The organism is Paenibacillus sp. 01T422, from assembly GCF_056398785.1.
Genome location: NZ_JBFTQB010000250.1, coordinates 1 through 13297, shown reverse-complemented (window position 1 = coordinate 13297; position 13297 = coordinate 1). Strand labels below are relative to the sequence as shown.

General features: G+C 46.4%; 10 protein-coding genes and 1 riboswitch. Of the genes, 4 read left to right on the top strand and 6 right to left on the bottom strand.

What is annotated here, in order from left to right; all coding sequences use genetic code 11:
* Positions 1-412 precede the first annotated feature (412 nt).
* A complete protein-coding gene (locus tag AC1DUA_RS15745; protein ID WP_477500672.1) occupies positions 413-1603 on the top strand; it encodes an ROK family protein in 1191 nt (396 codons plus the stop codon).
* Positions 1604-1821: 218 nt separating this feature from the next.
* Here the strand turns inward: AC1DUA_RS15745 and AC1DUA_RS15740 are convergent, their stop codons facing one another.
* Positions 1822-2562: an MBL fold metallo-hydrolase gene (locus AC1DUA_RS15740; RefSeq protein ID WP_477500671.1), complete on the bottom strand. Its 741-nt coding sequence runs from the start codon at positions 2560-2562 to the stop codon at positions 1822-1824.
* 321 nt (positions 2563-2883) lie between these two features.
* Here AC1DUA_RS15740 and AC1DUA_RS15735 point away from each other — a divergent pair, with 321 nt between their 5' ends.
* From AC1DUA_RS15735 to AC1DUA_RS15725, 3 genes are all read left to right on the top strand, one after another.
* On the top strand, positions 2884-4299 hold the full coding sequence (locus AC1DUA_RS15735; protein WP_477500670.1) for a sensor histidine kinase: 1416 nt from the start codon (positions 2884-2886) through the stop codon (positions 4297-4299).
* A gap of 72 nt (positions 4300-4371) precedes the next feature.
* Positions 4372-4470, top strand: a riboswitch (purine riboswitch).
* A 58-nt stretch (positions 4471-4528) separates the two neighbouring features.
* Complete coding sequence (locus AC1DUA_RS15730; RefSeq protein WP_477500669.1) at positions 4529-5962, top strand: NAD(P)/FAD-dependent oxidoreductase; 1434 nt, start codon at positions 4529-4531, stop codon at positions 5960-5962.
* A gap of 177 nt (positions 5963-6139) precedes the next feature.
* Positions 6140-6292 carry a hypothetical protein gene (locus AC1DUA_RS15725; protein ID WP_477500668.1) on the top strand — a complete coding sequence of 51 codons (153 nt, stop codon included), beginning with the start codon at positions 6140-6142 and terminating at the stop codon, positions 6290-6292.
* A gap of 854 nt (positions 6293-7146) precedes the next feature.
* Here the strand turns inward: AC1DUA_RS15725 and AC1DUA_RS15720 are convergent.
* From AC1DUA_RS15720 to AC1DUA_RS15700, 5 genes are all read right to left on the bottom strand, one after another.
* Positions 7147-7557, bottom strand: a complete 411-nt coding sequence (locus AC1DUA_RS15720; RefSeq protein WP_477500667.1) for a hypothetical protein — start codon at positions 7555-7557, stop codon at positions 7147-7149.
* An 88-nt stretch (positions 7558-7645) separates the two neighbouring features.
* Positions 7646-8902, bottom strand: coding sequence for an MFS transporter (locus AC1DUA_RS15715; RefSeq protein ID WP_477500666.1), 1257 nt, complete (start codon positions 8900-8902; stop codon positions 7646-7648).
* A 6-nt stretch (positions 8903-8908) separates the two neighbouring features.
* The gene (locus tag AC1DUA_RS15710; protein WP_477500665.1) at positions 8909-9349 is read right to left on the bottom strand and encodes a MarR family winged helix-turn-helix transcriptional regulator; all 441 of its coding nucleotides are present in this window, start codon (positions 9347-9349) and stop codon (positions 8909-8911) included.
* Positions 9350-9498: 149 nt separating this feature from the next.
* On the bottom strand, positions 9499-10857 hold the full coding sequence (locus tag AC1DUA_RS15705; RefSeq protein ID WP_477500664.1) for an MATE family efflux transporter: 1359 nt from the start codon (positions 10855-10857) through the stop codon (positions 9499-9501).
* Between the two features lie 1131 nt (positions 10858-11988).
* The gene (locus AC1DUA_RS15700) at positions 11989-13074 is read right to left on the bottom strand and encodes a lactonase family protein (RefSeq protein WP_477500663.1); all 1086 of its coding nucleotides are present in this window, start codon (positions 13072-13074) and stop codon (positions 11989-11991) included.
* Positions 13075-13297 lie beyond the last annotated feature (223 nt).

Sequence of the window (13297 nt, the reverse complement as noted above, 5' to 3'; positions counted from 1 at the left end):
GTGCTTTTAGTCTGAGTGGAGCATGCGGACAGCAGAAGCAGGCCTATCAGCAGATAACTCGTGAGTCTCATTCTTTTCATGATCAGAACACTCCCTTTTCAACTTATTTAGTATAAACGTAATACCAAGTAAATAACTAGGCTTAGTTGATATTAATTTAATGTCTATTCGTTAATAAGTCAACAATGAGTTTCAAGTCCTCGTAAAAATTAATATTTCCCCCTATTTTAACCCGCACACCCCCATAATTATATATAAAGCGCTTTCAATCTCTTGGTATTTAGTATATACGTTATACTAAATAAAAGCACGGTAATTTTTGAATACAGGAATATTATTTTGACACTGTTCATTATTTTGTATATCATTCATACTAAATAACTACCATGCTTGAAGTAAGGTTGTGATCCCTATGCATGCCAACGGACCTATCGGCAATTATGATCTTGTTAAAAAAATAAATATGGAACATGCCATCTCAACGATTTTGAAATATCGGCCATTATCTCGTGCCAAAATCGCCTCTCTCACTGGCCTCAACAAGATGACCGTCTCTAGCTGCGTAGATCTCTTTGTACAGAAAGGTTTCGTCGTAGAACTCGGCACAACGGGAACTTCCAGAGGACGCCCCCCTACGCTAGTCGATCTGAATGAGAAAGCTGGCATCTGTGTTGGGATTGATGTTGAAATCAACCAGTTCACCGTTCTCGTTACGGATCTGCTCGGCAAAAAGCTGGACAGCATGATTATTCCGCTTCAAAGCAAAGATCCCTTCTTTTTCGTAGAAGCGATTTCGGGAATTTTGAAAAAGTTAGAAACGGATCATGCGCATCGCCAATTAGGCATTGTAGGAGTCGGAATTGTCATCCCGGGCTACTACAATATCCGGACTGACGTCGTAGATTATAGCGCCAACCTGCAGGAATGGAACGATTTCCCTCTGCGAAGCGAGCTTGCCAAACGAGTTCCTGGGCTTACCATCCATGTCAATCCTGCTTCTTATGCAGGCGCAATGGGGGAAGTCCATTTTGGCGGGGCCAAAGCGGCGGATCATTTAGTTTACGTAACAAGTTCTTGGGGCTTGTCCGTTGGCGTCTACAGCAAAGGAGAATTGTTCACCGGTACAACGGGGACTGCGGGGCGATTAGGGCATTCCACCATCCATATGAACGGCAAAAAATGCACCTGCGGCAGCAGGGGCTGTTGGGAGATGTATGCTTCCATCAAGGCGCTTTACGAGTTGTTGGATACAACGCCTCAGGAAATGTCGATTGCAGACATTGTGGCAGGTATTGAGCGTGGTGATTCTAGATTCACTAGTAGCGTGCACGAGCTTGGTCATTATCAAGGTATCGGCCTAGCAAACGTGATCAATGCGTACAACCCAAGGGTGATCTGCCTTGGAGGGCTTCTTGCGTTGCTTGGCCCTACCCTGATTAATTCGATCTGGAATACACTGCGCGAAATGATTCCTGAGCGGTTTCTGCTGAACTTGGAAATTTATTGTTCCGATTTAGGCGAGCTGGGCGTTGCCCACGGAGGTGTTTCGATGGTATTGAGGCAGCTTTCTACGACGATTATCGAGAACTCTTTGTTGGGCTGACTTTTTTCACGTGGGGGAACTACTGCCTAGACGATTTATTAAGGCGCCGCAGCATGAAATATCTGGAAATTCTACCGTTAATCTTCACTGCTCGGGGGCAGGGATGGAAATAGCGGTAGATACTCCAGCTAAAGCAGTGGCATATGCCTGGAATATGCTAGATTCAGCAACAGTTAGCTTCCAGAAGCGAATACTTCCTCCACTGCCATCCTATCCTCCTACCACTCGTACACTCGTAATGGCTCAGCCAAACGAAGTTTTTGCTCAGCATGAAACTGGTCACGCGCATCCGCGAGCACATAATCATCCACATAATGCATGAGCAGCATTTTCTCCTGAATGGACACAGGGAGCGTTAGAAGCTCCTCAAGTGACGTATGCGACGGCAGTTGATCCGCTTGCATATGGCATTCATGAAAGATCGTTTGCACCTCGCCGGTAACCACTTCTAGATACTTTTCATCTAATTTCGTATCCCCGCTATAATAGAAAAACGGCTTACACAGCAGGCCATAACTTAACATGTCCGGCACATGCTGCGTCCGAATAAGCTCGAATCGCTCACCCGCGATCTCAAAGGCATTTTCCACGCATTCCACGTCAAAATAATCCTCAAGAACCCGCTTTCCTCTCGTGGTCAGCTCCAACCCATGTCGCAAAACTTGCCATAGATCAACTAGCAGCCCTGCAGGCACATAAAGCTTCGGCTTGATTCTGCCGGGATACACCCGATGAAATAGCGCCAGCTTTGACAAGCCATTAATATGATCCTCATGCAAATGTGTGACGAAAATATGCTCAACCTCATTGAGCTTCATTCCCATCCGATGCAAGCTAGTATGATTTGACTCCGGAAAGTCGATGCACAGATTGGTACCTCCAAACGTGAGTAAAGCGCTGTTATGGCCCTGCTCAACACTAAAGCCGTCACCACAGCCCAAAAATGTTAATTTCATCATGCATGCCTTCCTTTCAAAATTCCATAAATCGATGGCCATTGCCAAGAAATTTGTAATATGATAGCTATAGATAATTGACATTTAGGAGGACAACATGAATTCACCGCACATACCTAAGCCAAAAATCCAACTGCGTTCCTCGCTTTTTATCCTCATGATTTCGTTAATCATTGTACTACTAACCGACAGTGTATTCTACACATACTCGAAGCGAATGCTATCATCGGAGCTTGAAACCAATCTTTAGCTTTACAATACAAACTTGATCCCGACATCGAAAAAGTAACCAATGAGGAACTCGTCAGCCTCAGTAAGGAGCTCATGGTCGATCATATTACACTCATGAAGCGCAGTGGCGATGATATCATTGGCTATAAATCCACGGAGCCGAAGGAAATCAATATGAGCACCAAGAACTGGAGCCGAGACTGGTTCAAGGCTTTTAATCAACTGCTCGATACGAAAGAAACGAATGTCAAAACCGGCCAAGCCCTACCCAATTATTGGTCAGGACCCATGAACACCTCCATGTCAGATCCACAATATGTGGACAAATGGGGCTATTATTACGATGGCCGAACGAACTACATCCTCGATCCTTATGTTCACGATACCTTCTTCCGCGATTATCGACGGGAAACGGGAGTGGATGCTGTTATCAATGAAATGATTCATGGCTACACGGACCATGGCGCCAAAGAAATAGCCGTTTTTAACCCGCCAATTTTCCTTGGGCAGCAGGAGCAATACAAGAAAGAAGGCTATACCTGGTTCACAGACCGGGAAATTTTGTTTGGCTCCTACACCATGAAGGATGCGCGTGATCAAAACATGGTGCAAACAGTTTTAAAATCCAAGCAAACCCAGCGACTGATCACCAACATTGACGGTAAAACCTACCTCAAGATGTTCATTCCGCTTCAACTGGATATCCCTGTCGTGATTGGACTTACCGCAGATTATGAGAAAGTGCAGAACTCCATTGGGAAACAGCAAAGAAATCTGCTGCTGCTTATCGGTACAACCGCAATTATCGCATTCATTCTTGTTATTCTGAGCTTTCGTTTCATCAACCGCAATCGCGAGGCAACCGCGGAGAGCGTTCAAGAAGTATACGTTGATCATATCGGGTCACTGTTTCGCTCCATGAAGGAGCAACGCCACGATTTTAATAACCATGTTGCGACCATTCATTCACTCGTCCATCTCAAAGAGTTCGAAGAGCTGAGCCGCTATACCGCTGAGCTAATAGGTGAAACGACTGCTTTGAACGATATTATCCAAATCAATGTACCAGCACTATCTGCCATAGTTCAGTCCAAAGTTATTCAGGCTGTTGAGCGTAAAATCACCTTTCAGCATGAGGTTGCCAATCTGAAGGATATTCCTCTTGGAGCCGTGAAGGCGACGGACTTGGTTCGAATCATTTCTAACCTTATAGATAATGCGTTCGATGCTGTTTCCTTTTCTAATAAAGACGGGGACAAGCAGGTTCGTCTAGTCGGTTACGCGGATGGGCGTTCCCTGATTTTCCATGTGATCAATAATGGTACGCAGATTCCGAATGATAGGCTCGAACGAATTTTTGAGCCTGGTTTCTCCACCAAGAATCCAGATGACCAACACGCTGGTTTAGGGTTAAGTATTGTCAAGCAACTGGTCGACAAGTATGGCGGTACCGTTCGGGTAAGCTCAACGGAAAGCGAGACAACCTTTACGATTTCCATCGAGGTTTAGTTTATTTGGCGAACATTAATCGATTGACAACAATAATTGTTCGTATTATGATGATCATGGCGATAAGAAACTGCCGCATACGTCATAATCGTTCGTATATCCTTGAGAATTGGCTTAAGGGTCTCTAGAGGAAGCCATAACTTCCTAGCTACGACGGGTTCTTGCTTTTGCATACCCGTGTGGCTAGGTTTTTTTGCGTCCAAAAATGAATGTTCCAGAGGAGATCGCAATGAACGCTTATGATTTGATCGTAGTTGGTGCTGGGCCTGCCGGTATTTTCGCCTGTTATGAAATGACATTGCTTCACCCTGCCGCTAAAGTATTGCTCGTCGACAAAGGCCATGATATTTACCATCGCAGTTGTCCGATTCTGGAAAGCAAAATCAAACTGTGTCCTCCTCCTGCCGGTAAAAAGGATTTCTCCGGGTGTCTACCCGCATGTTCCATTACAGCTGGTTTCGGAGGTGCTGGCGCTTATAGCGACGGCAAGTTCAACATCACCACAGAATTCGGCGGTTGGATGACGGATTTATTGCCTCCTAGCCAAGTAATTGATTTGATTCGATATGTGGATCGCATTAATCTAGAGCATGGAGCTACGGAGAATATCACGGACCCAACGACTGAAGCTGTGAAAGATATTGAGCAGCGCTCCTACGCGGCAGGACTTAAGCTGCTTCGCGCGCAGGTCAGACACCTAGGCACCGAGCAGAACCTAATGATTCTGAAATCCATCTACGAATATTTAAAAACACGTATCGATATGCAGTTCAAAGCTGAAGTCGACGACATCATGACGATCAAACGGGAAGACAAACATATCATTCAAGGCATCCGCTTAAAAGATGGCACGGAGATTCATAGTGATCATGTGATGCTAGCTCCCGGACGGGACGGTTCCGCATGGTTAACGCAAGTCCTCAAGAAGCGCCCCTTGAAAATGTACAACAACCAAGTAGATGTTGGCGTGCGTGTAGAAACATCCGATGTGGTGATGCGTGAGATTAACGAGCACCTGTATGAAGGAAAATTCATCTACAATACCTCTGTGGGCACGCGGGTTCGCACCTTCTGCAGCAATCCTTCCGGCCACGTTGTTGTCGAGAATCATAGCGGTGTAATGGCCGCTAACGGGCACTCTTACAAGGATCCGGCCCTCGGATCCAGCAATACGAACTTTGCCCTGCTCGTTTCCCACAAATTCACCGAGCCATTCGATAAGCCGAACGAATATGCGCGGGAAATTTGCAAGCATGCGAACGATTTGTCCAGTGGCGGCGTCATCGTTCAGAAATTCGGAGACATCATGCGGGGACGCCGATCTACGGCAGATCGCATACGTGAGGGCTTCCTTGAGCCGACTTTGGCGGAAGCTGTTCCTGGTGATCTTGGTCTCGTACTGCCTTACAATACAATGAAAAGCCTAATTGAAATGATTCACGCTCTTGAAAAAGTAACTCCAGGGATTGCGGCTGAACATACCCTCTTCTACGGTGTGGAAGCGAAATTTTATTCCGCTCGTCCGAAGCTCAGCGAAAGCTTTGAAACTGAGATCAAAGGCCTGTTCTGCGGCGGTGACGGTGCAGGAATAACAAGAGGATTAGCCCAGGCCGGCGCGGCTGGTGTATGGGTGGCACGCAACGTGCTTGAACGAATCAAATAAGCATTAATGTTGTTAAATATTTCCTAGGGAATACACGATCACGGACCTCCTTTTTTTCAGATGGAGGTCCGTTTTTTTACAGTAAAAACACTTTAAAAATCCAGAAAAATACGGTATGAGCAGATTATAGAGATTACTACGGGCAGCGCTTTTTTCAAGGTGAATACAGATTGCTATGTGAACACACATAAAATTGTTCAGATCCAAGATGGCAAAGTATTTTTTGAGGTCAAAGGTGCTGATTCCAAATACGCCCCGGTTACCAAACTTCGCCAATACCGTCTGAAAGAGATTGTGCAGCAGCACAAAACAGAAGCAGCGAAGAAATAATCGGCGCTTCTAACAGCAAGAAAGCTTAGTTAGACCCGGGTTGGGGGTCTGACTAAGCTTTTTTATTAGTGGGTGAGATAGCTGGGCATTGCCGCCAGCGGATTTGTTGAGTCCAAGTGCATTGCAATTGCAGCGGCGTTCTATGTTGTACTTTGTGCAACCATTTAGCTGCAATTGTGATTCAGATCACCTCTACGTTGTACTTTGTACAACGCTTTAAGCACTAAGCTGCTTACATTGCACCTTTCTGGAGCAAATGGTTGTATTTTGTGCAACGAAAGACTCGATTGGCAGTCAGATCCCGCCTTTATAATGTACAAAATGCAGTGTAGACAATCGAGCTTGCTTACCGACCGTCGGTTATTTATCACGCATACTCATCACACTTCGCCCAACACTCATTGCATATCACCCTTTTCCCTTCACTTACCACTCATTACTCGTTACTCATTACTCATCACCACTCACCCTCACCACTCACCCTTCACTCCTCACTCATCACCCGTCACCACTCACCCTCACCCATCACCACTCACCACTCATTACTCCTCACTCAATAATCATCACACTCCCCCATCACACTCCCCCACCACTCATCACTCAAATAGTAATGGGAAATACTACCGTTAATTTGTTCATTTCATCTGATTTCATTCGATTAGATGGAAATAATCCTGCTATTCCCTCAAGATTGGCATAAAATGAGTTGCAGCTACTGAATTAACTCCAGAAATGCCAGTTGTTCCACCGTAGCCTCTTTCAGCGCAAYTTTTAACGGTAGAAATGCCAGTTATTCGGCCAACGCTCAAAAAAAGAGCCAGCGATTTAATCGCTGACTCCTTTATGTGGTCCTGCTATGAGATTTGGGCGAGTGTCTCTTGTTGATGTTCACGGATCAGAAAACGTATGTATTCCACAGTCGTATCTTTGACCTTTTTGGCTTCTTCCAAAGTAGCAAAGCTGTACTCCGCATAATCTGTGCTTCCGTACTTTTTCAGCTCTTCATAATTCATACCCAGTGTGGAAAAGTTATGAACCAGCTCGTAAGGTGTCTTAGCATCCACATTTTGCACGAAAATGTCCTTGGAAAAGAACGAGCCTTGTTTCTCTACTTTGAAGATGACACGAAAAGGCCTGTCCTTATCTGACACGAAGCACTTAATAACCACGTCAATCTCCATCGTTTTATAATCCATAGCGTTTGCAGGATCTTGCTTTGGCATATGTTCAGGTGAATTCATCCATCTTTTCAAAAACCCTAGCACAAGATTACCTCCCCAATAACGACATGAATATAAATCATATTGTAATGGAAACGCTTCTAATTGACAATCCAAAATTTGGATAAACTAGTTAAATAGCCTCAAGCGATTTTTTCTCGCCTGTTTTCCGAAATCTCCAGATAATAATTAAACATAAAATACCCGTTAGTAACCCGCATACGACAAAAGCCCCATTCGCTCCAAAACGATCTGCGACATAACCAGCAAATAAGCTGCCAAACGGTGTAGAACCGGCAAATACCAGCGCATAGACACTCATAACCCGCGCGCGATACTCCTCTTTGGCATTCATTTGAAGATTGGAATTGCTATTCGTGGCGAACATAATATTAAAAAATCCCGTTAAAGCCAGTATTCCCCCACATAACCATACAGACGTACTAAGCCCATTTAGAATCAGGCAACTGGCAACCACTAGGCTGGCGATTATGCTAATTTTAACCCGTGGGCCTCTCTTACTGCGAAATGACATCGTTAGCGCCCCTGCAAAAGAGCCAATTCCAAGGCATGACATCAGGGTACCGTATGTGGTCTCTCCTAATTGCAAGACATTTCTAGTGAAAACTGGTATGAGGATGTTAAAATTAAAAGCTAAAGTCCCAATCACCGTCACGAGCAAGACCGTCTGAGCTAACACTGGATCTCTTGCGATGTAAACGATACCGTCCTTAATCTCCTTGAAAACGCCCTCCCGAGAGGTTTTCTTACGAACATAAGGTGCTGCTTGAATTTGCATTATGCCATACAACACAGCTATGAAACTGACTCCGTTAAGCAAAAAGCACCAACCTGCTCCAAGCCAAGCCATCATGACTGCGCCAATGGAAGGTCCTACAATCCTTGCCATATTAAACGTCGTGGAATTGAGCGCAATGGCATTCATCAGATCTTCTTTTCCAACAATTTCAATGTTAAAAGCCTGCCTGGTCGGCATATCGAGCGTATTATTAAGCCCGAGCAAAAGAGCGAGCACAATAATATATTCGTATCTCACCGAGTCCGTCAGAACAAGCGTTGCCAGCGTAAAAGCAAGAATCATGGAAACCGTCTGCGTGACTAAAAGGATGTTCTTCTTTGGAAATTTATCTACGATAATACCCGCAAATAGCGAAAATAAAAGAATCGGTAAAAATTGACAAGCGGTGACCAAACCAAGCTTGAGCGGTGAACCTGTAAGTGTAAGAACGAGCCAGGATTGCCCAATATTTTGCATCCATGTCCCGATAAGTGATACACACTGTCCTGTCCAAAGATATCGATAATTACGATGAGTTAAAGCATGGAAATGTCGATCGATAAAAACCGAACCTGCTGCCCTCATATTCATTCTGAACTACGCCTCCTCTGCAAATCTAGCTGCATTATTGCCCATTTTCTCCAAAATGGTTAGTGCCAATTGCTTCTCTTCTTCCGACAGACCGTGGGTCAAACGCTCCCGCCAATCCGTTAATACTTTCCGCACATCTTCCTTGATAAAAAGAGCCTTTTCAGTCAGATGAACTTCGTTGCATCTCTTATCCTTTTCGCTGACCGTGCGCGTTATGTAGCCTTGCTCCTCTAGCTTTTTCAGTGCTTTGGCTGTCGTACCTTTATCAATCTTCAAATAGTCCGCCAGCTCTTCTTGCGTGAGCCCATCTTCCTTATAGAGCGCGTTGAGAAAAATATGCTGCCCCTTGCCAATATCGTACGCTTTCAGATGCTCACCAATATACATTTGTCCATACCGGTATAACAGAGAGATCCACCTGGGAATGGTGTTTCGGGCATCAATCATGATCCTATCTCCTTCCTTCCTGCAAAAATGATGGGACTAACCGAATCGTTGCACTTGCCACCAATTCATCATACGCCCGATTAGTTGCATGTGCAACCAATTTTTCGGATAAAATAGGCCCTTTTTAGGGGGCCTTGTCTTCTTGCTGCTCAGAAATGAGCAGTCATTGCGTTTGTAGAACTAGTTGCTTTCGGCAGCTTTTTACGAGCCCGCCAACGGCGCTGAACGAGGAATCCGCGGATCGCCTCATCACAAATCATTGCGATATAGACGCCGTGGAGCAGCCATCCGAATTTTAGACCAAATACATACGTACCTCCGACCGCAAAGATCCACATGATGCCGATGCTCACATACATCACAAATTTGGTATCCCCCACGGCGTTAAGCGCATTGTTGAGCGGCATATTCCACATTTTGAGCGGCTGCAGAATCAAATTCATTGCCATGACACCTACAACAATCGAGACAATTTGGTTATTTTCAGTAAAAGCGCCTACGATATGTTTGCCTAATAAAAATAAGATGAGCGTATTGGCAACCACGACTATTTCGCCCCAGAATAACGCTTTATAGAGGCTGCGATAAGCTTTCTCCATCTGTCCGGCGCCGAATAAATGCGCAACCTGAATCTGGACCGCCATCGCAAAAGACCAGCCTGCCAGGAATGAGAAGGACTCCATCGTATTTAGATAGGTTCTAGCCGTAAGCTGCTCTGCGCCCATGGTCGCGACCATCGAAAAAAGAACGACCTGGGACAAGGTCCAGGAAGCCGAGCTAACGGCCATTGGTAAGCCAACTTTCGCTACCTCTTTCAGTAGTCCCTTATGGAATACGCGCAGGTCACTCCAAGTGATAAGTGTAGTGAAGGTTTTGCGGAAAATATAAAAAAGCACAACCAGCGCTATGACGCGACTTCCCACCGTGGAAAGGGAAACCCCGAATAACCCCCATTTTGGTAATCCCAACGCGCCAAAAATAAACACATAATTGCCGATAATATGGATGATGTTCATACCGATAGCAACAAGCATCGTGCCTTTTGTATTACCTGTACTGCGGATAATTGTGCTTAAAGTTAATACAGCTGCCATAACGATCGTTCCACTGCCCACAATTTGAATATACTGCCGTGTCATCTCATGAAGAGAATCTGGGACATGTAGGAAATAAACGAACAAATCCACACCGAAATAAAGCAGCAATGAAACAATGACGCCCAAGCCCTGCGTTAGTGTAAAAGCCATTGAAGCCACTTTTCGAGCTTCTTCCTCTTTGCCTGCTCCAAGCTTTTGTGAGATGACAATGCCCGCTCCGCTGGATATAAGAACGAATAGCATTATGACCGCTTGGAAAAATTGATTGCTGATCCCAACGACAGCTACCGCATCGTCCGAAATCCGGCTGACCATCAGCGTATCCGCCGTGCCGATCATAAATTGCAGAAATAATTCAATCATTATCGGCCAAACAAGCCCGAATAACGTCATTTTCTTTGCGGTTTCCATATCGGTTTCCTGTTCTTGACATTATTGTGTACACGCGTTCAGCATGTACATACAATGATCTATTTTAACAACACTTCTTGAGAAGTCAATGCTTTTTACTGTGTTAGGTAGGGAGGAGGCCTGACGGGGGATGGAAGCAGTGTGGGCCAATGTGCCGTGGCGGAGCAAGCGTGCGAAGAACATGTAAAAAGTACATCAAACTTAGACACATTCCGCAAAATTCGGACCAATCATGCAAAAAGTACATCAAATTTAGCGAAATCCTCTACTCACTGGGGAAATCGCATAAATTTGATGCACAAAATACATGATTATCTCCTAGAATCGCGATAATACGCTATTTTGCTGCACTTTTTACATGATGTGCTAGCGAATCTTCGGCAAACAGGCTGTGATATCATCCCTGTGGCGGGGCTGAGGCGCAGGCTACGCACTCGCTAACGGACTCGCTAACGGACTCGGAGGCCTCTATTTCAGGAATTCGAGTCCTTTTAAAAATCTAACGGACACAGCAGCCGTTATTCACCTTCGCAGCAGGGCTTTCCGCTGCTTAAAGGTGCAATAACGCTTCTCGTGTCCGTTAGTTAAAAAGTGAGGCTATTTTATTGGAAATAGCGTCATTGAGGTCCGTTAGAGCCTAGAGCTAGAGCGAACAACAAGAGCCAACAAGCTTAGAGCCAGCAACTAGAGCCAACTTGCTAGAGCCAGCAGCTAGAAGCCACAGCCTAGAGAAACTTCAGGCAAACCGGCCGCGATATCGCAGCCAGTTTGCCCAGTTTCCTGCAGAGCATCCCTGTGGCGGGGCTGAGAAGCAGGCTACACACTCGCTAACGGACTCAGATGCCTCTATTCCTCGATTTCGAGTTCTTCTAAAAATCTAACGGACCCAGCAGCCGTTATTCACCTTCGCAGCAGGGATTTCTGCTGCTTAAAGGTACAATAACGCTTCTCGTGTCCGTTAGTTAAAAARTKWGGCTATTTTATTGGAAATAGCGTCATTGAGGTCCGTTAGAGCCTAGAGCTAGGGCGAACAACAAGAGCCAACAAGCTAGAAGCCACAGCCTAGAGCCAACAGCCTAGAGCGAACAGCCTAGAGCCAACAGCCTAGAGCCAGCAGCTAGAAGCCACAGCCTAGAGAAACCTCAGGCAAACCGGCCGCGATACCGCCGCCGTTTGCCCGGTTTCCTGCAGCATCCCCGACTCCGCGTCAACGCGGAAAACCGTGATGCTGTCCGAGCCCTGATTCGCCGCAAGCAGGAAGTCCCCCTGCGGCGTCAGGGCAAAGTTCCGCGGCGTCCGCCCCAGCGTCGCCTGCCAACCCACGACGGACAGCGTGCCGCTCTGTCCGTCAACGGCATAAACCGCGATACTATCGTGTCCGCGGTTCGAGGCGTACACATGCCGGCCATCTCGGGAGAGATGGATGTCCGCGCATGTGCTTTCGCCGCTGAAGCCCTCCGGCAGCGTCGAAATGCTTTGCAGCGCGGTCAACGTTCCCGCGCCAGCATCATAAGACAGCACAGTCACCGTGCTGTCCAGCTCATTGATCGCGTATACGAAGCGACTATCCGCGCTGTATACCAAATGCCGCGGGCCAGCGCCCGGCTTCACCGCCGTTTCACCATGCGCGTGAAGGAGGCCAGCCTCCGCGTCAATGCGGCTCACGATCAGCCGATCAAGGCCCAGATCGGCGGAAACCGCATACCGATTGTCTGGCGCCAGCACAATCGAATGCGCATGCGGACGCTCCTGACGATCCGTCCGCGGCCCTAAAGGACCTTCGTGCTTGACCAGCTGTGTAGGCTCGCTCAGCCCTCCACCCGCTTCAATTTTATAAGAAGTCACGCTTCCACTTGAATAATTGGCCACAAACACAGCGCTGTTTGTCTGATCCACGCTAATATAACAAGGAGCAGTGCCGCCAGTAGGCTGCTGGTTCAATTTCGTCAGCTTCCAAGTCCCAGCTTCAACAGCATATGCCGCGGCTGAGCCCCCGAAACCTCCTAGATAAGTATTAGTCTCACTGACTGCGTATAGAACAGTCCGATCCGAATTCAGTGCAAGGAACGAAGCGTTAGGCAAATCGCTATACGCATCCAACAATGTGATTGCTCCACTTTGCCGATCAAGCCTAAATAACGTAATCCCCGTCTTATGATCTTCGTTCGTATAAGAACCTACATACCCAAACATTTCTTTCTGACCTTCAACTGACACCAGCAATCAGCCTCCACATTTACAAAATATAATACTCGCTAGCTCACAGCTACCGCACTATTTTCGTCCTGCACTCCGCACTACTCTTCTAACTGCTCTGTACAACTACCCTTCGCACTTCTCTTTGCTTTTCTCTTGGCTTTTCTCTTGGCTCATCTATCCGCTCTTCTCTTGGCTCTTCTCTCCTCTCCTCTCCTCTCCTCTCCTCTCCTCTCCTCTCCTC